Here is a 19,845-nt window from a genome sequence, read left to right as displayed (position 1 = left end):
GAGCGCGTCCACGTCAGCAGCCCGGCGCCGGCGTCGGTGCGGCGTGGGCGCTATCTTGGTCGACGCGCAGCGGACGCTGCGGCGAGCTGTACCAGCCGATGACCTTGCCGCATTGCAGTTCGACCCACGACGGCCCGTAATCCCAGCGCGTCGCGCTTTCGTTGTCGGGTTCGCCGAGGATGTCGCGGGCGAGTTTCTGGTCCATGCCCAATCCCAGTTGCAACGTGTGCGGCTGGAACAGGCCCGGCGCGACTTCGTCGCCTGGACCCGCCGGGTCGAGCGAGGGCGCGTTGCCGCGCTGCAGTCCCAGCCAGTAAAGCAGCAGGGCCAGCGCGGCCCCGACCAGCAAGTACCATTTGCGACGGACGGGGCGATCGTCACGCCCTGACGATGCCGGTGGCGGGTCGGACGATTCGATCGCGGTGATGCGGTGGATTTGCGGCGCCGGGCGGCCGCCGGGCAGGCGCCCGTAGGTGCGGTGGAAGTCCAGCGCGGCGTCGTACAGGCCGTTCAGGCGCTGCAGGCGCGACATGTCGGCGGCAGCGCCGGAGTGGTCCGGATGCAGCTGCGAAGCGCGCCTGCGGTAGGCGCGCTTGAAATCGTCCAGCGCGCATTCGGCGCGCAGGCCCAATTCCTCGTACAACGCGTCGAAGACGGTTTCATCCGCCATGCATGCTTCCCCTGTGGCCTCCGGCGCGAACCCGAGAAGTCCTTCGCACCTCTTCGTGCAAACGCGAAGCGGGTCCCGCGCAGGCCATGCGTGCGGTCGCATGACCGGAATACGCCGCGTTTCGCGTAATGCAATGCAACGGAAGGAATTGACCGGAACGATGACGGACGGGGGGATTTCCACGCAGACGGGCATGCCGGTCGGACGACGGCCGCTGCTCGCACGCTGGTGCCATCGCGCCGGCATGTTGCCGCTGTTGCGCGGCTTGCGCGGGCTGACCCGCCACGACCTGCGCGTGCTGGCCTACCACCGCGTGCTGGAATCGGTCGATCCGCCGGGCTTCGATTTCGATGTCGAACTGATCAGCGCGTCCGTGGAAGCCTTCCGCGGGCAGATGGCCTACCTGCGCCGGCATTTTTCGCCGATGCGCTTCGACGAGGTGGTGGAGCGGATCGAGCACGGGCGCAGCCTGCCCAGGAACGCGGTCCTGGTGACCTTCGACGACGGCTACGACGACAACTACCGGCTGGCCTTCCCGATCCTGCGCGAATTCGGCCTGTCGGCGATGTTCTTCGTGTCGACCGGGCACATCGACAGCGGGCGGCCGTTCGCATTCGACTGGCTGGTGCACATGGTCTGCCGCAGCACGGCCGGGCGCCTGCAGTTGCCCGAACTGGACATCGACTGGGCGCTGGCGCCGACGCTGGATGCGCGCCGCGCGCAGGCGGCGGCGCTGCTGGACCGGCTGAAGTCGCTGGACGCCGAAGCGCAGAACGCGTTGATCGTCGGGCTGGAGGAACGCTGGGGCATGCGCCGGGCCGAGGCCCCCGCGGATTGCCGGCCGATGAGCTGGGACCAGCTGCGCGAGATGCACGCCCACGGCATGGAGATCGGTTCGCACGGCATCGACCACAACATGCTGTCGAAGTTGCCGCGCGAGCGCATGGTCGCCGAAGTCGCCGGATCCAAGCGCACGCTGGAGCGCGAGCTGGGCGGCACCGTGTCGGCGCTCTCGTATCCGGTCGGCGGTCCCGACGCCTACGACGGCGACACCATCGCGGCCGTGCGGGAGGCGGGTTACCGCATGGCCTGCAGTTACATCGGCGGCGTGGCGGCGGTCGGCGAATCCTCGCGTTTCGCGTTGCCTCGCCTGTCGGTCGAAAGGCAGATGGACCAGGCCTGGTTCGAGGCGATGCTGACCGCGCCGGAAGTGTTCGCCTATTCGCCCCGGCTGCGCAACGGCTAGACCCACGGAGCAAGCACGACCGATGTTCCCCCTCATGCTGATTTATCTGGCGCTGGTGATCATCCGGCCGCAGGACTACCCTGCGGTGGCCGAATCGCCGGGCCCGCCGCTGCAATCGCTGGTGCTGCTCGCGGCCGCCGGGATGTGGCTCTTCTCCTCGCGCAAGTCGTTCGCGGCGCCGCAGTACCTGCTGATCGCCGGGTTCCTGGTGGTGGCGATGTTCTCCCAGGTGGTCAACGGCTGGGTCGGCGGTTCGCTGTTCGTGTTCTCGGCGTTCGCGCCGACCGTGCTGGCCTACGTGCTGCTGGCCAACGCGGTCGATACCCGGGCGCGCCTGGAAACCACGATGGCGGTGCTGACGGTGTGCGCGGCGGTGCTGGCGCTGCATGGCGTGGAGCAGGCCTCGACCGGCATCGGCTGGACGGGCGTCGAGCTTTCCCAGGGCACGCGCATCCAGTACGTGGGCATCTTCAATGATCCCAACGACCTGGGCCTGCTGTTCGTGATGTGCCTGCCGATGGCGTTCTACCTGAGCGCGCGGGGCGGGCTGATGGGCCTGCGCCGCCTGTTCTGGCTGGCCGTGGCCGGATTGCTGCTGTGGGGCTGCTACCTGACCAATTCGCGCGGCACCCTGCTGGCCGCGCTGGCGTTGCTGGCGGTCTACGTCTGGCGCAAGCGCGGCCTGCTGACCGCGGGCATCCTCGGCTCGGTCGCGTTGACCGGCCTGATGATGCTGCCCTCCCGCCTGCAGGAAATGGACGTGTCCGAGGAGTCCGCGATGGGGCGCGTGGAGTCGTGGTACGAGGGCGTGCAGATGTTCCGGCAGAATCCGATTTTCGGCGTGGGCGCCGGCAACTACACCGACTACAACCCGCTGACCGCGCACAATTCCTTCGTGCTGGTGCTGGCGGAGCTGGGCATCATCGGTTTCACCGTGTGGCTGGCCATCGTCGGCTACAGCTTCCGGATGACCCTCGCGCCGCTGCGCCGCGGCGACGACATCATCGAGGACGTGCCGCCCGAGGTGCCCGACGACATCGCGCTGGCGCACTGGCGCAGCGATCGCGCGCTGACCTTCTGCCTGCTGCTGTCGCTGTGCGGATTCTTCACCGCGGCGTTCTTCCTCAGCCGCAGCTACGTCGTCATCCTGTACCTGCTGGTGGCCCTGGTCGTGGGCAACTACACCCGCTTGCGCAGGCAATACCCGAGCCTTCCGGCCTTCAGCCTGGACCAGGATCTGTTGCGCTGGCCCATCTACGGCGCGGTCGGCGCCGTCGGGCTGTACATCGTGGTCAAAGTACTCCTGGCAATGGCATGAACAACCGCGCGCGCACCCTGAGCAATGCCCTGTTTTCCTCGGTGGGCATGTACACCGAGTACGCCCTGGGCATGCTCACGTCGATCATCATCGCCCGCTACCTGGGGCCGGAGGATTTCGGCGCCTACAGCATGGTCATCTGGATGGTCGCGGTGGGCGTGGCGATCTCCAATGCCGGCAGCGCCAGCGCCGCGATCAAGTTCGTCGCCGAGCTTCGCGGCGGCGGCAATCCCGAACTGATCCCGCCGATGCTGAGCCACCTGCGCAGGGTGCAGAACCTGTTCCTGCTGGGCCTGCTGCTGGTCGGCGGCGTGGTGTTCATGTCGTTCGGCAACAAGTTCGCGCCGGGTTGGAACCACTGGCTGTTGCTGGGCTTCCTGGTGGTGGCCGTGGCCCTGCGTTCGTCGTACATGTTCAACATCGGCGTCGCCAAGGGTTTCGAGAACTTCAAGGCGACCGCGACGGTGGCGCTGGTGGCCACGCCGATCAACCTGGCCCTGGTGGCCATGGCCTGGTGGATGGACGCGTCGGTCGGTTGGCTGCTGGGGGTGTTCCTGTTGTCGGGTTGCGTGTTCCTGTGGATCTCGCGTCGCCAGATCGCGCCGCTGCTGCCGGAATGGAAGCCCGGCGTGACCCTGCCGCCGGAATTGCTGGCACGCGTGCGCAGGCACGTGGCCTGGTCGGCGCTGAGCGTGTCGGTGGGATTCTTCTCGGCCAGCGAGGTCGAGGTGATGTTCCTCAACATGCATGCCGACAGCCATGCGGCCGGACAGTTCAAGGTGGCCTACCAGCTCGCGGTCGGCGCGACCGCGCTGGTGCCCGGCGTGTTCAGCGCATTGCTGCTGCCGATGATGGCCAGTGCACTGAGCCAGGGCCGCGAGATCGCCGCGCGCCGGTTCGTCGGCACCACCGCCTACCTGGCGTTGCTGGGGCTGCCGCTGATCGCTTTCGGCGTGGTGTTCGGCGGCGACACCATCCTGTTGATGTACGGCAAGGAATACATCCCGGCAGGGGCGGTCTTCGCCTTCTGCCTGATCGGGGCGTGTTCCAGCATGATGGGCAGCGGCGCTTCCAGCCTGCTGATCAGCGCCGACCGCCAGCGCAGCGTGCTGATCGTGGTTTCGTTCTTCGCGCTGATGAAGCTGGTGCTCAATGCGGCCCTGATTCCGCATTTCGGTTTGAACGGAGCGGTGGCGGCCTACACCTTCCTGGGCGTGGCCAGTCCCGTGTGCTGCATCGTCCTGGCGTGCCGGGCCAGCGGCGCTTCGCTCGATTGGGGACGGTTGGGTCGAGTGGCGCTGGCGGCGACGATCGCGGCGCTGGTCGCGTTCCCGTTGCGCGACCACGTGTTGCCCTGGGTGTCGGTGCTGGGCGGCGGCGTGGTGCTGGCCCTGGTCTATGCGCTGTCGACCTTGCTGCTGGGCTGCTGGAGCCGCGGCGACATCGAGCACCTGCAGCACCTGCATCAACGTTTCGCCGCCGGCCGGCCGCGCGCGGGCGCGCGCCTGCTGGAATGGGCGTTCCAGCGCGCGCCTGCAGGAGGTTCGCCATGAGCGGATTGTACGAGTCGCTGTTCCGCGGGGCGTTGTTCCCGCTGTACGAATCCGGATTGCGCCGGCGCGATACCCTGGGTTACCTGCGCGAATACGAGCGCAGCCAGTGGCTGGACGCGGAAGGCCTCGAGGCGCTGCAGTGGCGGAGACTGCAGGATCTGCTGCGTCATTGCTGGGAAAACGTGCCTTTCTACCGGCGGCAATGGCAGGAACTCGGCCTCGCCGGCCCCGGCGACATCCGCAGCTTCGCCGACTACGCGCGCCTGCCGGTGCTGGACAAGCCGACCATCCGCGCCAACTTCGAACAATTGATCGCGGACAATCGTCGCGAAGGCCTGCTGTACAAGACCACCGGCGGCTCGACCGGCGAGCCGCTGCGCTTCGGCTATACCCGCGAGAGCTACGAGCGCCGCCTGGCGATCATGTGGCGCGGCTACGGTTGGTCCGGCGCGCGCCTGGGCCAACGCACGCTCTACCTGTGGGGCCTGTCGCCGGGCAAGCAGAAGCGCAAGGACCGGCTGTACCACGCAGCGTTCAACCGGCACATGCTCAACGCCTTCGAGATGAGCGAAGCGCGCATGGCCGAGTACGCGGATGCGCTGGACCGTTTCCGTCCCGAAACCATCGTGTCCTACGTCGCGCCGGCGGTGAAGTTGTCCGAATGGCTGTTGGCCAACGGGCGCAAGCCATGGCGTCCGCAGCGCGTGCTGGCTGCGGCGGAAACCTTGCACGAAAGCCAGCGCGAGCTGATCGAGCGCGCGTTCGGCTGCCCCGCATACAACACCTACGGCTGCCGCGAGTTCATGCTGATCGCTGCTGAATGCGAGCACCGGCAGGGCCTGCACGTCAACGCCGACCACCTGCGGATGGAGCTGGGTGGCGCGGTCGGCAGCGACGGCCACGGACCGCGCGATGTCGTCGTCACCGACCTGCACAACTACGGCATGCCATTGCTGCGCTATGCCAACGGCGATCTGGCCACCCCCGGTACCGCCGCGCGTTGCGGCTGCGGGCGGGCGTTGCCGCTGCTGGCCAGCGTGGACGGACGCCGGCTGGACGCGTTGCGCACGCCGGACGGGCGCTACGTGCCTGGCGAATACGTGGTTTACGCCTTCCTCCGCGCCACCGGCATCCGTCGCTACCAGGTCGTGCAGAAGCGCCTGGATGCGTTCGACATCACCCTGGTGCGCGACCACGATTTCGACGAATCCGTGGTCGAACTGGTGCGGGGCGAACTGGCCAAGGTAGTAGGCGGGGAAGTCGCGTTGAACTTCCATTACGCCGACGACCTGCCGCTGACCGCGACCGGCAAGCAGCGCGTGACCATCTCGGAGCTGCCGTGACCATGGAAATCGTCCATTGCGTGGAAAACCTGGCGCGCGGCGGCCTGGAACGGACCGTGCTCGACCTGGTCGCCGCGCAACGCGAAGCGGGTCACCGGTGCCGGGTGCTGTGCCTGTACGAACCAGGCCAGCTGGCCTCGGAACTGGTTGCGCAGGGCGTCCAAGTCGAAGCCTGCCGCAAGGGCGCCGGGCTGGACGTCGCTGGAATGCGGCGCATGCGGGCGTCGTTGCGGCGCAGTCCCGGTGCGGTCCTGCATACCCACAACGCCGCCGCGCACTACCACGCGGTCGCCGCCGGCTGGGGGCTGCCGCTGGGCTGCGTGGTCAACACGCGCCACGGCATGGGCATGGCGAACGCCGGCAGCCGCAAGGAATGGCTGTATCGGCGCAGCATGCCGCTGACCGACCACGTGGTCGGCGTATGCGAAGCCGCGCGCGAGCGTTTCGCCGCACAGGGCGTGCGCCCGCGCGGCGAACTGCTGGCCATTCCCAACGGCATCCGCCTGGAACGGTTCGCCATGGCCACCGCGCAGGCGCGCGCCGCCCTCGCGGCCGAACTCGGTTGGCCGCACGACAGTCGCATCATCGGCACGGTCGGGCGACTGCATCCGGTGAAGGACCAGCCGCGGCTGCTGCATGCGCTGCACGTGCTGCGCGCGCAGGTGCCGCAGGCGGTGCTGGCGGTCGTTGGCGACGGCCAGATGCGCGCTGCGCTGCAGGACGAAGCCGGCCGGCTCGGCCTGCAAGACGCGGTGCGTTTCCTCGGAGACCGCGACGACGTGCCGCGCCTGCTGGCGGGCATGGAGGCGTTCGCACTGCCATCGCTCAGCGAGGGGTACTCCGTCGCGTTGCTGGAAGCCTGCGCCACGGGTTTGCCGATCGTCGCCACCGACGTCGGCGGCAACCGGGAGATCGTCCACGACGGACGCAACGGCCGCCTGGTGCCATCTGCCGATACCGGGGCGCTTGCATCCGCGTTGGCCGAGGTGTTGCAGGACCGCGAACTGGCCGAACGGATGGGCAAGGCAGGACGCGAATGGATCGTCGCGGAGGGCTCGTTCCGGACCATGGCTTCGCGTTACCAGCGCCTGTATGCGGGCAAACACGCCGCCGGCGCAGCGACGATGGAGGCCGCATGAGCAATCCGCGTCCGCGACGGCTGAAGTTGCTGCACATGCTGCCGAACGCATGGGTCAACACCGCCGGCCCAGTCGACGGCAAACGCTTGTACCTCAGTTTCGACGATGGCCCGAACCCGAAACACACGCCGCCGCTACTGGACCTGTTGCGGGAGCACCAGGCCAAGGCCACGTTCTTCCTGATCGGGCAGGAGATCGAACGGCATCCCGAACTGACCCGGCGGATCCACGCGGAAGGGCATGCCCTGGGCAACCATTCGTATTCGCATCCGCGCTTCGACGAGTTGTCTCTGGCCGAGCAGTTCGAGCAGATCTCGCGCACCGACCGCGCCCTGTCGGCGGTCGATGGGCTCGAAAGGCATGCGTTCAGGCCGCCGCGCGGGGTGCTGACGCTGCCGATGCTGCTGCGTTGCATACGCGAGCGGCGGCGCATCGATTACTGGTCCTACGACACCCTCGACTACAACCGGCGTCCGTTGGGCGATGTGCTGCCGGCGATCCGGCGCAACCCGGTGCGCAGCGGCGACATCCTGCTGATGCACGACGATGGCGGACTTGCCCTGGAATTGTTGCGGACGCTGCTGCCGGAATGGAAGGCGCAGGGCTATTCGATGTGCGCGCTGCCGGTCCACCCATGATCCGCGCATCGCACGAAGCGGGAAAGGCCGATGAGCGATGGATGCCTGCCGGCGGCGGAATCGGTCCGTTGAGGGGAGAAGAGCTTGGATAACGGGATCTACTGGCTGGCCGCGGTACTGGCGTGCGCCGCCTTCGCGGTTCTGGCGCTGTGGCTGATGCTGCGCGCGCGCAACATGCAGATATGGATCGGCAGCTACCTGCGGCGCATTCCGCCGCGCGTCGACGATCGCCCGGTGCATGTCATGTTCTGCTTCGTCGACCACTTCGAACCGGGCTGGCACGGCGCCGGCATCGACACCCAGCGCGCGCGCGTCGATCGCTGGTGCCGGGATTACCGCGCGCTCGCCGAGCGCCATCGCGATGCGGACGGCCGCCCGCCGCAGCACAGCTTCTTCTACCCGGAAGAGGAATACGCGCCGGAGCACCTCGACAAGCTGGCCGAGCTGTGCGCCGACGGTTACGGCGAGATCGAGGTGCACCTGCACCACGACAACGACACCGAGGCGAACTTCCGCCGCACCCTGTCCGGGTTCTGCGAAACGCTGCACCAGCGGCATGGCGCGCTGCCGCGCGATCCGGCCAGCGGCGAGTTGCGCTTCGGCTTCATCCACGGCAACTGGTGCCTGGACAACTCGCGCCCGGACGGCCGCTGGTGCGGCATCGACAACGAGATCACCCTGCTGCGCGAACTGGGCTGCTATGCGGACTTCACCCTGCCTTCCGCGCCCAGCGACACGCAGACCCGGACCATCAATTCGATCTACTACGCCACCGACGATCCCGGCCGGCCGAAGTCCCACGATACCGGCGTGCCGGCGTACGTCGGCGGCGAAACCCAGGGCGACCTGCTGTTGATCCAGGGGCCGTTGGGCCTGAACTGGCGCGACCGCCGTTTCGGCATCGTGCCGCGCATCGAGAACGCCGACGTGCGCGGCGGACAACCGCCGACGCCGCAACGCGTCGACGCCTGGGTGCGCACCGGCGTGCATGTGCTGGGACGGCCGGAATGGGTATTCGTGAAGATCCACACCCACGGCACCCAGGAAGCCGACATGGACACGCTGCTCGGCCCGCGCACCGACGCCATGCATGCCTACCTGGAATCGGCCTACAACGACGGCAAGCGCTTCGTGCTGCATTACGTGAGCGCGCGCGAGGCCTACAACATCGCCAAGGCCGCCGAAGCGGGGCGCGAAGGCAATCCGCACGACTATCGCGACTTCCTGCTGCCGGCGCCGAAATCCTCCTGGGCCGGATCGGGACGCAATCCGCGATGAACGCGGAGCCGATCCCCGATCCCGCGGCTGCGACCGGCGATGTGCTGGTCAGCGTGATCATGCCGGTCTACAACGCCGAGTCGACGATGCGGCGCTCGATCGACTCGGTGCTGGCGCAGACCTTCGCCGCGCTGGAGCTGGTCCTGGTCGACGATGGCTCGCGCGATGGTTCGGCGGCGATCATCGCCGAATACGCCGCGCGCGACGCGCGGGTCCGTCCGTTGCACCAGACCAACGCCGGGGTTGCCGCCGCGCGCAACACCGGCATTGCCGCCGCGCGCGGCAGTCATGTCGCGTTCCTGGACAGCGACGACTGGTGGATGCCGCGCAAGCTGGAACTGCAGCTCACGGAAATGCGCAAGCGCGACGCCCTGGTCAGCTACGCAGCCTACCAGCGCGTCGCCGAGGACGGACGCCTGTTGTCGCGGGTGCAACCGCCGGCACAAGTCGGATACCGCGAGATGCTGGGCAGCAACCACATCGGCAATCTCACCGGCATGTACGACCGGCGCCTGGGCGACGTCGAGTTCCAACGCCTTGGCCACGAGGACTATGTGTTCTGGCTGGATCGGGTGCGGCGCGCAGGTCGCGCGGTCTGCGTGCCCGGCACGGAACCACTGGCGTTCTACCTGGTGCGCAACGGATCGGTGTCGGCGAACAAGCTGCGCGCCGCAGGCTGGCAGTGGCGCATCTATCGCGAAGTCGAAGGACTGTCGCCGCCGCGCGCCGCCTGGTACATGCTGCAGTACGTGAAGCACGCGTTGCGCAAGCGCGGCGGGGTTTGATGCTGGCCGAAGGTGAGGGGCGACCGGAGTTGGTGTCCGTTCCGAAGCAAAGTCCTATCGAGCGCAGGGAAAGTCGGGGCCTTTCGCACTCGAATTGCCGTGGCCCTCGAAAGTGTGTCGGCTCCGGGCCACCCCTCATCCGGCCTGCGGCCACCCCCGACTAAAGCACTCGAGGGCAGGCTCTTCTCCCCGCACGCGGGGAGAAGGAGATTCCATTGCGAGTCGCGGCTTACTGGACTTCGCTCAGTTCCACCAAGTAGCCGGTGGTGCCGCCGCTCACGTCGATGCGGAAGCCGCCGCCGCTTTCGATGTACTTGCCCGAGCTGAAGTTGCTGCTGATGGTGGCGTTGGCCGGTTCGAGCACGCGCACGCGCAGGCGGCCGGCAGTGGCTTCGCGGCTGTTGACCAGCACGGGCTGTACCGGCGTGTTGACCTGGAAGGTCGCGGTGGTGCCGGCGGTGATCGCGAACTGGTCGCGCACGGTCAGCTTGCGGCTGCCGAAGGTGAACTGCCGCGTCCACGAGGTCACCGCGTTGTTGTCGCAGAACGCCGGGGTCAGGTTGGCGGTGGCGGTGAACGCGCCGCCGGTGCCGGGGGTGACGCTCAGGGTCGAGGCGCGCGAAGTCGATTCGCACTGGCGGGCGACGGTGCCGTTGTTCACGAAGCGCACCAGGTTGTGCACGTCGGTGCCCTGGTTGATGCCATTCGAAGGCGCTTCGATATTCGCGGTGACCGCCAGCCAGCCGTTGGAGTACAACGAGAACGAGCCCTGGTCCTGGTGCGCGTGGCTTTCGTTGTACGGGCCGGCGACGATCGACATCCACATGGCCGCGCGGTCCCAGCCGGTGCGTGCGAAGAAATGGCCCACGCCGGTGGCGTGGTAGATCAGGTCGGTAGGCGGGCCGCCGGTGCTGCCGGCCGGCAGCAGGTCGAAGCGGCGGTTGAAGGCGCTGGTCATGTTAGTGACCGAAATATTGTTCAGCCACCACGACGACGAGGCATAGGCCTGGGCGTTGGTGGTCAGCTTGCGCGCTTCCAGCATCAGCCGGCGCTGGTAGTCGTACAGGTTCGCCTCGCGGTCGCGCGACTGGTCGCCGATCGGCGCGAAGCGATCCAGGGTCGGGACCGTCGCATGGATCCAGTAGAAGATGCTGTCGGTCGCATGCGGGCTGGCGTTGGCCAGGTCTTCGCCGGTGCTGTCGCGCCACACGCGGTACACGGCGAACAGGCGCATGTGCGCGGTGCCGTAGCCGGTGCCCTCGCGGCTGCCGCCGCCGGGGAGTGCCGCGAAGTAGGTGCGCAGCGGCGGCAGGCGGTTCTGGCGCAGGTCGTTCAACCAGGTCGTGCTGTTGACCACCAGTCCCCAGTACATGGTCGCTTCGAGGAAGCTGTAGTAGTAGTTGTTGCCCGGGTTGTCGGTGGACCAGCCCGACCACGAGAACAGCTTGCCGCCCCATGTGGCTTCGTTGTGGTGCCACACGTTCCATATCGCCTGTTCGGCATAGGCCGACCAGCGGGTGCGCTTGGCCTGGTCGACGAAGCTCGGACACGCGTGCAGGGTCATGGCCACGTCGGCGATCATGGGGCCGACTTCAAGATAGGAATCGCCGGAAATCGCGGGCCTGCCGCCGGCGCTGATCGCCGCCTCCGCTTCGGTGACCTGCGCGTCGGCCAGGCTCACCGCCCGGTTGCAGTATTTCGCATCGTTGACCAGCAGGTACATGAAGGCCGGATCGTAGGCCGAGTAGCCGTAGGGGGTGCTGGTCAGGCCGGAATCGACCCACTCGCGAAAACGGGTGAAGGCGGCGGAATTGCGATTCACATAGGAAACGTCGACGACCAGGGCGTCCTGGCCGGCCGGAACGGGCGGCGGGGGCGGCGGAGGCGGGGGCGGCGATGTCGGTTCTTCGTCGTCGATGATCGTGCCGGTTCCGGTGGCGGTACCCAGCGTTGCATTGGTCGGGCTGCTGATCGTCGCGGTGAAGGTCTTGTTGCCTTCGTAGGTCGTGTCGTTGACGGTCGGCACGTTGACCGCTGCGCTGGTGCTGCCGGCCGGGATGGTGACGGTCACGCCGCTCTGGGCGGTGTAGTCGGCCGGGGCGACGGCCGTGCCGTTGGCGGTACTCAGCTTGACCGTGACGCTGCTGGAACTGGATGCCGACAGGCTGACCGTGAACGCCAGGGCCGAGCCTTCCGTCGCGCTGCCGTTGCTGATCGAGACCGTGGGCTGGGTCGGCGTCGGCGTGGTCGGGGGCGTTGGCGTCGACGGAGATGCCGCGCTTTTCCCGCCCCCGCCGCCGCATTGGCACAGGATGATGGTCAACACCGCCAGCGACAGCGTCCGGCCGGCGGACTTGATCCGCGTGCCGATGGAGGGATGGGAGAGGGATGGCGTGGTCATGGGGGGATGATCCTCAGCGATTGCTGTAGGAAATGCTCAGGTAGGCGATGTTCTGCCCGACGGTCTGTCCGGCGTCGGTGCTGTCGCGCTTGTAGTGTTCCCAACTGAATGCCGTGCTCCAGTGGCGGGACATCTGGTAGCGCAGCGTGGCACCCGTGCGCGCGGTCTTGTCTTCGCGCGACAACGAGGTGTAGTGCAGTTTTTCACGGGTCGCGTAGACGCCGAAGGTCAGCGACGGCCGCAGGACCCATTCGAAGTCCGCCCTGGCGCCACGGAGCTTCTGGTCGAAGGCGTCGGTATCGACATAGTTGCGTTTCTGCGCGTAGACGTTCGCGCCCACGCGGATACGGGTCGCGGAATACGTGTAGCCAAGATCGGCGCCGCGCACCACGTAGGGCGAGGCGTTGACCACCGCACGGCCGGTCAGCACGTTGTCCGGCACCGTGCTCGGCGGCTCCATGGAGATGCTGCTGAGCGCATCGCCGGCGGTATCGGAGAATTCGCTGGAAACGGATGCGGTGAAGGCGCTCTGCGCGGTCGGGTTCCATTTCAGGTTGCCGCGCACCAGCGGGTCGGTGCGGCCCTTGCCGCGGCGATAGTCGATGCGCGAGTAACCCGCGTCGAACTCCAGTTCGAAATGGGCCAGCCTGCGTTCGTAGCGGGCGTACAGGTCGTAGCGATGGTAATCGCGCGCGACCACGTCGTTGTCGAAGTCGACGGCCTGCGCCTGGGCCAGCAGCGACAGGGTGCTGGTCGGGGAAAGGTCGCGGATCGCGCCCATGGCCAGCGTCAGCTGGTTCGAATTGAATTCGTCGCTGATCTCGGCATTGCTGTCGATGTAGCGCAGCTCCGCCCGCCCGCGCAGCGTCCGCGTCCAGTCGAACAGCAGGGTCGGTCCCAGCGAGAACACGTTGACCTGCTGGCGGTTGCCGGGCGCGTTGGGCGCGAGCGCGTTGACCGGCTGCACCGTCAGGCTGTCCTCGGCCGAGAAGGACAGGCGGTCGGGGATCGCGACCCAGTTCACCCGGCCGGAGAGGACGCCGTCCACGGTGTCGTCGAACACATCGTCGCGGTAGCCGCGGTATTCGACCCGGCCATTGAGGTTGACCTGCAGCGCCGACAGGTTGTCGGTGATGATGAAGCCGAGGCCGGCGCGCGAGTAGCGCTGGTCGATCGGATCGTTCGGCGAGAGGGTGACGTTGCTGTTCTGCTCGACGCCGGCATCCAGCGTGTAGTCGACCCGGGCCGCCCATGCGTCGCTGGAGCATGCGGCGATAACGCTTGCGGCCATCATCCTGACGTGCAGTTTTTTCATCTCATGGCCACCGGTGGGTTGCCCGCGTTTTCAAGGGATGTGGTTGAAGACCACGCCTGCCAGTTTTTCCGGGGCGAAGCTGGCCACCGCCTTGTCGATCTGTTCGGGAGTGGCCTTGCCGTAGCCGGCCACCAGCACCACCAGGTCCGCCAGGCCCGACAGGATGCGCGCGTCCGGCGAGCCGAGGACGGGCGGCGCATCGAGCACCAGGTAACGGTCCGGGTAGCGGCTGTGCAGCGAATCGACCAGCATCCGCATGCGCAGCGAGCTGAACGCCTCGCCGGTGATCTCGCGCTGGCTGCCGCTGGGGATCAGTTGCAGGCGCGGGATGCCGGTGGAATACAGGATGCTGCCGAGGTCGGGCTGGCGCTCCTCCAGGTAGTCGATCAGGCCGCCGTGGCTGGTGTCCACGCGCAGTGCCGCGTGCTGCGACGGATGCAGGGCATCGCAGTCCACCAGCAGGGCCGACTTGCTGTCGTCGAAGGCGAACGCCGCGGCGAGGTTGCGGGCGACGAAGCTGCCGCCGCAGCCTTGCCCGACCGAGGCGACCAAGGTCACGAAATTCCGCTCGCCGCCCAACGCCAGCAGGCGGGTGCGCAGCTCGCGGAACGCGTCGGCCTGCTCGCGGACCGAATCGTTGCGATGGATGATGCGCCGGTCTTCCAGTTCGCGCGTGGTCAACGCGGTCGAATCCGCGCGCGGCGCGATCGAGCGGGCGTCGGCGGAATTGGGCGAGAGGTGGTCCTTCAGCCGCTGATTGTCCAGGGTCACGGATGTTTTCCTTGCGGTAGACGTCGGCATGAGGCTGGCCTCATCCCGCCAGTTGCTTGAGGGCATAGACCAGTACGTAGGCCAGCGCCACCGTGGCCAGCATGCCCAGGCCCATGGCGTCGCGCTTCATCTGCATGCGACGGTCGTGCGAAGACGAGTAGGCCGGCACCGTGGTCAGTACGGCGACCGGAGCGACCTTCTGCAGGTGGCGCGCGGAACGGATGCGCGGATCGAAACGCGCGCGCAGGAAGATCAGTCCGGCGGGGATGGCCAGCGCCAGGGCGAGGCCGGCCAGCACCACGTGCATCGGGCTCAGGCCGGTGGGGCGCAGCGGCATGGTCGCCGGATCCTGCACGCGCAGGGTCAGGCCGCGCTGCTCGCGGTCCAGCTCCATCGACACGCGGGCGTTTTCGCGACGCTTCAGCAGGTCCTGGTAGATGTCGCGGTTCACTTCGTAATCGCGGGTCAGCTCGGCCAGCGTGTTTTCCGATTCGGCGATGCGGCGGCTGCGCTCCAGCTCGCCGCCGAGCATGGCTTCCGCCTCGTTCAGGCGCGTCTGGGTCGCGGCGGCGTCGCGCTGGGCCTGCGCCTGCTGGCTGCGCAGTTCCTGGTACATCGGGTTCATCTGCGCCTGGTCGAACGGGCTGTTTCCCCGGGGCGCGGAGGCTTGGCGCTGCTGCTCTTCGGTCATGGCGCGTTGCAGGTCGGCCATCTGGTGGCGCACGCGGACCACGTCGGGATGCTGCTCGGTGTAGTTCAGCAGCAGGCGGTCCAGCTGGCCTTGCAGGTCGAGCAACTGGGCGCGATACAGGGTCTCGCGGGTCTGCACCGCGGTCACCGCCGATTCGCCGGACAGTTGGGCGCCGACGGCGTTGGCGCGCGAGCGCTGTTCCATCAACGCCATGCGGGTCTGTTCGACCTGGGTTCGCAGCGAACTGATCCGGGTGTTGGAATCGGTGGCGCTGCCGGGCTGGGCATCGATGTTCCTGGCCCGGTAATCGCGCAAGCTGTTCTCGGCTTCGGTCAGCTTGGCGTGGTAGTCGGTGACCCGGCTGTCGATGAATTCGTAGGCTTCGCGGCTTTCGCGGGCCTTGCCGGCCAGGCTTTCCTGCATGAAGGCCGTGCCCAGGCGTTCGGTGACCTCGTAGGCGCGCTTCGGATCGCTGTCGCGATAGGCGATCTGGACCAGGTTGGGGCGCGGGCTGGTGACGACGATGCGGCCCTTCACGTCTTCCATCAAACGGTCCTGTTCGACCGGGGACGGCTTGTCCGCCAGCCAGCCGCCGGCCTGCAGCGCTTCGCCCAGCACTTTCCGGCTGTAGATCACCTGGCGGGCCAGGCCGGCACGGTCGGTCACCCGCGTCGCCACCGCGCGGCCTTCGAGCAGCGGCTGGATGATGTCGCTTTCCTGCGCCAGGATGGTGGTCGAGGCGGCATAGGTGCCCGGCATCAGCAGGGCAACGAGCAAGGCCAACAGGGCGATGCCGGAGAACACGGCGGCCATGGTCAGGCGGTTGCGCTTCGCTTCGCTGATCATCACCGGGATCAGCTCGTTCGGCGTAAGCGCGACCGCGCCAGTGGCCGAAGGCGCGGAATAGTGGCGCCGGGCGGGAAGTTGGGCGTTATGGCTGTCCATCAAAATGTGCGCTCGGGTACCGTGATGACGTCGCCCGGGGCCACCGGGAAGTTGGTGCTGAGGTCGCCGCGGCCGAGGATGCGATCCAGGCGGACGGCATAGGCGCCGGTTTCGCCGGCCGCGTTGCGGTGCAGGTCGGCGCGGTCGGCGGCGGCGAATTCGGTGATGCCGCCGGCGGCCAGCACGGCGTCCAGCACGGTCATGCCCGGGCGATACGGAATGGACACCGGCTGGCGCACGGCGCCGGTGACGCGCACGCGCGACAGGTATTCGTGGCTGCGCAGGTCGGTCAGGATCACCGCGACCTGCGGGTCGCGCACGAAGGCCGAGAGCTTGGTCTCGATGTCCTTGGCCACTTCTTCCGGTGTATGTCCGCCGGCAGTCACGTCGCCCACCAGCGGAACCGAAATCTTGCCGTCGGGACGCACCGGCGCGGTGATGCCCAGTTCGGGATTCCGCCAGACGTTGACCTGGACGATGTCGTCGACACCGATGTGGTAGGCATCCACGGCCACCGCCCCTTCCGCCGGCGGCGGAGGCGCGTCCTTTCCGGGGGAAGTGGCGCAGGCGGACAGGACAAGGCCTTGCACCACGACGACAAGGCCGGCAACGAAGCGGTTCATCGGGAGGTCCCCTGATGTGTGTGCGATTGATCGATCAATACGCGACACGCATCAAAAACCGGCCAGTTCGGCCGCGGGGAAACGATCAGGCGCGGTAGAAGGCGCGATACCACTCGACGAAACGGCGCACGCCTTCCTCGACGCCGGTGGCCGGCGAATAGCCGGTGTCGCGGCGCAGCGCTTCCACGTCGGCTTCGGTGTCGGGTACGTCGCCGGGTTGCATCGGCAACAGGTTCATCTGCGCCTTGCGGCCCAGGCACTGTTCCAGCACTTCGATGTAGTGCAGCAATTGCACCGGCCGGTGGTTGCCGATGTTGTAGACCCGGTACGGTGCGCTGGAACTGCCGGGATTCGGCGCCAGCGGGTCGTACTGCGGGTCGGGACCGGGCACGCGGTCCAGGGTGCGGATCACGCCCTCGACGATGTCGTCGACGTAGGTGAAGTCGCGGCTGTGATGGCCGTGGTTGAACACGTCGATCGGCAGGCCGGCCAGGATGTTCCGGGTGAACAGGAACAGGGCCATGTCCGGACGCCCCCATGGACCGTACACGGTGAAAAAGCGCAGGCCGGTCGTGGGCAGGCCGAACAGGTGGCTGTAGGTATGCGCCATCAGCTCGTTGGCCTTCTTGCTGGCGGCATACAGGCTGACCGGATGGTCCACGCTGTCCTCCACCGCGAACGGCAGCTTGCGGTTGGCGCCGTACACCGAGCTGGACGATGCGTAGACCAGGTGCTCGACGCCGCGATGGCGGCAGGCTTCGAGGACGTTCAGGAAACCGACGATGTTGCTGTCGATGTAGGCGTGCGGATTCTCCAGCGAATAGCGCACCCCGGCCTGCGCGGCCAGGTTGACCACGCGCTGCGGGCGGAATCCGTCGAAGGCGGCTTCCAGCGCCGCGCGATCCTCCAGCGATCCCTTGACGAAACGGAAGCCCGGTAACGGCAGCAGGCGGTCCAGCCGGGCCTGCTTCAGGGTCGGGTCGTAGTAGTCGTTGAGATTGTCGAAGCCGAGCACCTCGTCGCCGCGTTCCAGCAGGCGGTGGCTCAGGTGCGAGCCGATGAAGCCGGCGGCGCCGGTGACCAGTACGCGCATGGGTGTTTCCGGGCGAATCGTGGGCGTGAGGGGCGCGGCCGTTACAGACAATCGTCGACCGCGGCGCGGGGCAGGGCGCGCTTGACGTCGAATAGTACCGCGCCGGGTTTGCCGAGGCGGCGAATCCCGTCGGCGCCGAGCTGGACGAACTCGCGGTGCGAAACCGCCAGCACGATCGCGTCGTAGCTGCCGGCTTCCGGCGTCTCGACCAGCGGCAAGCCGTATTCCGCATGGGCTTCGTGCGGGTCGACCCACGGGTCGTGCAGGTGCACGTTGGCGTTGTAGCTGCGCAGCTCGGCGACGATGTCGACGACGCGGGTGTTGCGCAGGTCGGGGCAGTTTTCCTTGAACGCCAGGCCCAGCACCAGCACGTTGGCGCCGGCGGTCTGGATGCCGCGCCGCTGCATCAGCTTGACCGTGCGCCGGGCCACGTGCGCGCCCATGCCGTCGTTGATGCGGCGGCCGGCGAGGATCACGTCCGGGTGGTAGCCGATCTGCTGCGCCTTGTGGGTCAGGTAGTACGGGTCCACGCCGATGCAGTGGCCGCCGACCAGGCCCGGACGGAACGGCAGGAAGTTCCACTTGGTGCCCGCGGCTTCCAGCACCTCGTGGGTGTCGATGCCGAGGCGGTGGAAGATCAGCGCCAGTTCGTTGATCAGGGCGATGTTGACGTCGCGCTGGGTGTTCTCGATGACCTTGGCGGCCTCGGCCACGCGGATGCTGCTGGCCCTGTGCGTGCCGGCGGCGACGATGCTGCGGTACAGCGCATCGATGAAGTCCGCCGCCTCGGGGGTCGAGCCGGAAGTCACCTTCAGGATGGTTTCCAGCCGGTGTTCCTTGTCGCCGGGATTGATCCGCTCGGGGCTGTAGCCGGCGAAGAAGTCCTGGTTGAACTTCAACCCGGATTCGCGTTCGATGATCGGCACGCACACTTCCTCGGTGGCGCCAGGGTACACGGTCGATTCGTAGATCGCCACGCCGCCGCGGCCGATGGCGCGGCCGACGGTACGGCTGGCCGATTCCAGCGGGCGCAGGTCGGGGCGCTTGTATTCGTCGATCGGCGTGGGCACGGTGACGATGAAGACGTTGCAGCCCTTCAACGCTTCCGCGTCGTCGCTGAACTGCAGTTGCGCGGCCGCGCCCAGTTCCTCTTCGGAAACTTCCAGCGTGTGGTCGTGGCCGCGACGCAACTCGCCGATGCGCTGGCCGTTGATGTCGAAACCCAGGGTCGGGAAGCGGCGCCCGAAGGCGACGGCCAGCGGAAGGCCGACGTAGCCCAGGCCGATCACGGCGATCCGGGCCTGGCCGAGGTCGGGCAGTGCGGCAACATTCATCGAAACATCGTCCCCTGTGGTGGAAAACGCAGCCCGAAGTCTAGCGGGTGCAGCAGCGGAAACGTGCAAACCATTCCGTGCAGGACAATTCGGAGAGGCGAAACCCCGTTTGACCTGAATTGCGCTGGCGCGACGTTACAATCGCCAGTGCCGACCACGACGGACAGGGGCGACGGGACCGGATGCGAATATTGCTTTGCGGCGGCGCGGGCTACATCGGCGGGCACACCGCCGTCGTGCTGGCCGAACGCGGCCACGACCTGGTCATTGCCGACAACTTCTCGAACAGCACGCCGCAGGCCCTGCGCCGGCTGGAGCAGGTCGTGGGGAAACCGATCGAGTTCCACCAGGTCGATATTCGCGACCGCGCCGCGCTGGAACGCCTGTTCGCCATCGCTCCGGTCGACGCGGTGCTGCATTTCGCCGCGCTGAAGGCGGTCGGCGAATCCTGCGAGCGGCCGCTCGACTACTTCGACAACAACATCGGCGGCACCATCGTCCTGTTGCAGGCGATGCGCGACGCCAACGTGCGGCGGCTGGTGTTCAGTTCCTCGGCCACCGTCTACGGCGATCCGGACAGCGTGCCGGTGCGCGAGGACGCGCCACTGCGCGCGACCAATCCCTATGGCCGCACCAAGCTGGTGATGGAACAGCTGATCGCCGACCTGTGCGACGCCGACCCCGGGTTCCGCGCGATCAACC

The 19,845-nt window shown here is 67.6% G+C and carries 17 protein-coding genes; 9 read left to right on the top strand and 8 right to left on the bottom strand.

Annotation, left to right across the window (positions count from 1 at the left end):
- Nucleotides 1-13: 13 nt before the first annotated feature.
- Nucleotides 14-670, bottom strand: coding sequence for a J domain-containing protein (locus J5837_RS15735; protein WP_210537732.1), 657 nt, complete (start codon nucleotides 668-670; stop codon nucleotides 14-16).
- A gap of 193 nt (nucleotides 671-863) precedes the next feature.
- Between J5837_RS15735 and J5837_RS15730 the strand changes: the two genes are divergently transcribed.
- The 8 genes from J5837_RS15730 to J5837_RS15695 all read left to right on the top strand — a co-directional run bounded on the left by J5837_RS15730 (nucleotide 864) and on the right by J5837_RS15695 (nucleotide 9,970).
- The gene (locus J5837_RS15730) at nucleotides 864-1,916 is read left to right on the top strand and encodes a polysaccharide deacetylase family protein (protein ID WP_210537731.1); all 1,053 of its coding nucleotides are present in this window, start codon (nucleotides 864-866) and stop codon (nucleotides 1,914-1,916) included.
- A gap of 34 nt (nucleotides 1,917-1,950) precedes the next feature.
- A complete protein-coding gene (locus J5837_RS15725; protein ID WP_244756052.1) occupies nucleotides 1,951-3,234 on the top strand; it encodes an O-antigen ligase family protein in 1,284 nt (427 codons plus the stop codon).
- A complete protein-coding gene (locus J5837_RS15720) occupies nucleotides 3,231-4,787 on the top strand; it encodes an oligosaccharide flippase family protein (RefSeq protein WP_210537729.1) in 1,557 nt (518 codons plus the stop codon). Before J5837_RS15725 ends, J5837_RS15720 begins: the two co-directional genes overlap by 4 nt.
- On the top strand, nucleotides 4,784-6,130 hold the full coding sequence (locus tag J5837_RS15715; protein WP_210537728.1) for a phenylacetate--CoA ligase family protein: 1,347 nt from the start codon (nucleotides 4,784-4,786) through the stop codon (nucleotides 6,128-6,130). Before J5837_RS15720 ends, J5837_RS15715 begins: the two co-directional genes overlap by 4 nt.
- 2 nt (nucleotides 6,131-6,132) lie before the next feature.
- Nucleotides 6,133-7,269, top strand: a complete 1,137-nt coding sequence (locus J5837_RS15710) for a glycosyltransferase (RefSeq protein WP_210537727.1) — start codon at nucleotides 6,133-6,135, stop codon at nucleotides 7,267-7,269.
- On the top strand, nucleotides 7,266-7,907 hold the full coding sequence (locus tag J5837_RS15705) for a polysaccharide deacetylase family protein (RefSeq protein ID WP_210537726.1): 642 nt from the start codon (nucleotides 7,266-7,268) through the stop codon (nucleotides 7,905-7,907). Before J5837_RS15710 ends, J5837_RS15705 begins: the two co-directional genes overlap by 4 nt.
- Before the next feature lie 84 nt (nucleotides 7,908-7,991).
- Nucleotides 7,992-9,185 (top strand): hypothetical protein, encoded by a 1,194-nt coding sequence (locus tag J5837_RS15700; RefSeq protein ID WP_244756050.1) that lies wholly within the window; start codon nucleotides 7,992-7,994, stop codon nucleotides 9,183-9,185.
- On the top strand, nucleotides 9,182-9,970 hold the full coding sequence (locus tag J5837_RS15695) for a glycosyltransferase family 2 protein (protein WP_210537725.1): 789 nt from the start codon (nucleotides 9,182-9,184) through the stop codon (nucleotides 9,968-9,970). Before J5837_RS15700 ends, J5837_RS15695 begins: the two co-directional genes overlap by 4 nt.
- 229 nt (nucleotides 9,971-10,199) lie before the next feature.
- Here the strand turns inward: J5837_RS15695 and J5837_RS15690 are convergent, their stop codons facing one another.
- The 7 genes from J5837_RS15690 to J5837_RS15660 all read right to left on the bottom strand — a co-directional run bounded on the left by J5837_RS15690 (nucleotide 10,200) and on the right by J5837_RS15660 (nucleotide 19,143).
- Nucleotides 10,200-12,371, bottom strand: a complete 2,172-nt coding sequence (locus tag J5837_RS15690; protein ID WP_210537724.1) for a Calx-beta domain-containing protein — start codon at nucleotides 12,369-12,371, stop codon at nucleotides 10,200-10,202.
- A gap of 13 nt (nucleotides 12,372-12,384) precedes the next feature.
- Nucleotides 12,385-13,686: an outer membrane beta-barrel protein gene (locus tag J5837_RS15685; protein ID WP_210537723.1), complete on the bottom strand. Its 1,302-nt coding sequence runs from the start codon at nucleotides 13,684-13,686 to the stop codon at nucleotides 12,385-12,387.
- A 30-nt stretch (nucleotides 13,687-13,716) separates the two neighbouring features.
- A complete protein-coding gene (locus J5837_RS15680) occupies nucleotides 13,717-14,457 on the bottom strand; it encodes a P-loop NTPase family protein (protein ID WP_210537722.1) in 741 nt (246 codons plus the stop codon).
- A 40-nt stretch (nucleotides 14,458-14,497) separates the two neighbouring features.
- Nucleotides 14,498-16,093, bottom strand: a complete 1,596-nt coding sequence (locus J5837_RS15675; protein WP_210537721.1) for an XrtA system polysaccharide chain length determinant — start codon at nucleotides 16,091-16,093, stop codon at nucleotides 14,498-14,500.
- Nucleotides 16,093-16,716, bottom strand: coding sequence for an XrtA/PEP-CTERM system exopolysaccharide export protein (locus J5837_RS15670; protein ID WP_210537720.1), 624 nt, complete (start codon nucleotides 16,714-16,716; stop codon nucleotides 16,093-16,095). The genes J5837_RS15675 and J5837_RS15670 overlap by 1 nt, the downstream gene beginning before the upstream one ends.
- 85 nt (nucleotides 16,717-16,801) lie before the next feature.
- Nucleotides 16,802-17,809, bottom strand: a complete 1,008-nt coding sequence (locus tag J5837_RS15665) for an NAD-dependent epimerase (protein WP_210537719.1) — start codon at nucleotides 17,807-17,809, stop codon at nucleotides 16,802-16,804.
- A 41-nt stretch (nucleotides 17,810-17,850) separates the two neighbouring features.
- Complete coding sequence (locus tag J5837_RS15660; protein ID WP_280518237.1) at nucleotides 17,851-19,143, bottom strand: nucleotide sugar dehydrogenase; 1,293 nt, start codon at nucleotides 19,141-19,143, stop codon at nucleotides 17,851-17,853.
- Nucleotides 19,144-19,325: 182 nt separating this feature from the next.
- On the opposite strand from J5837_RS15660, the gene J5837_RS16470 reads away from it, so the two are divergent.
- Nucleotides 19,326-19,845: SDR family NAD(P)-dependent oxidoreductase (locus tag J5837_RS16470; protein ID WP_244756048.1), on the top strand; the 520-nt coding region annotated here is incomplete at its 3' end.

Source organism: Pseudoxanthomonas helianthi, from assembly GCF_017939625.1.
Taxonomy (GTDB): Bacteria; Pseudomonadota; Gammaproteobacteria; order Xanthomonadales; family Xanthomonadaceae; genus Pseudoxanthomonas_A; species Pseudoxanthomonas_A helianthi.
The sequence above is the reverse complement of the archived record's forward strand: the minus strand, read 5'-3'. Positions and strand labels throughout refer to the sequence as shown.

Excerpts from the sequence above, each read along its gene's own strand:
- J5837_RS15735 (WP_210537732.1), bottom strand. The coding sequence starts at position 670 with ATGGCGGATGAAACCGTCTTCGACGCGTTGTACGAGGAATTGGGCCTG.
- J5837_RS15730 (WP_210537731.1), top strand. The coding sequence starts at position 864 with ATGCCGGTCGGACGACGGCCGCTGCTCGCACGCTGGTGCCATCGCGCC.
- J5837_RS15725 (WP_244756052.1), top strand. The coding sequence starts at position 1,951 with ATGCTGATTTATCTGGCGCTGGTGATCATCCGGCCGCAGGACTACCCT.
- J5837_RS15720 (WP_210537729.1), top strand. The coding sequence starts at position 3,231 with ATGAACAACCGCGCGCGCACCCTGAGCAATGCCCTGTTTTCCTCGGTG.
- J5837_RS15715 (WP_210537728.1), top strand. The coding sequence starts at position 4,784 with ATGAGCGGATTGTACGAGTCGCTGTTCCGCGGGGCGTTGTTCCCGCTG.
- J5837_RS15710 (WP_210537727.1), top strand. The coding sequence starts at position 6,133 with ATGGAAATCGTCCATTGCGTGGAAAACCTGGCGCGCGGCGGCCTGGAA.
- J5837_RS15705 (WP_210537726.1), top strand. The coding sequence starts at position 7,266 with ATGAGCAATCCGCGTCCGCGACGGCTGAAGTTGCTGCACATGCTGCCG.
- J5837_RS15695 (WP_210537725.1), top strand. The coding sequence starts at position 9,182 with ATGAACGCGGAGCCGATCCCCGATCCCGCGGCTGCGACCGGCGATGTG.
- J5837_RS15690 (WP_210537724.1), bottom strand. The coding sequence starts at position 12,371 with ATGACCACGCCATCCCTCTCCCATCCCTCCATCGGCACGCGGATCAAG.
- J5837_RS15685 (WP_210537723.1), bottom strand. The coding sequence starts at position 13,686 with ATGAAAAAACTGCACGTCAGGATGATGGCCGCAAGCGTTATCGCCGCA.
- J5837_RS15675 (WP_210537721.1), bottom strand. The coding sequence starts at position 16,093 with ATGGACAGCCATAACGCCCAACTTCCCGCCCGGCGCCACTATTCCGCG.
- J5837_RS15670 (WP_210537720.1), bottom strand. The coding sequence starts at position 16,716 with ATGAACCGCTTCGTTGCCGGCCTTGTCGTCGTGGTGCAAGGCCTTGTC.
- J5837_RS15665 (WP_210537719.1), bottom strand. The coding sequence starts at position 17,809 with ATGCGCGTACTGGTCACCGGCGCCGCCGGCTTCATCGGCTCGCACCTG.
- J5837_RS15660 (WP_280518237.1), bottom strand. The coding sequence starts at position 19,143 with ATGAATGTTGCCGCACTGCCCGACCTCGGCCAGGCCCGGATCGCCGTG.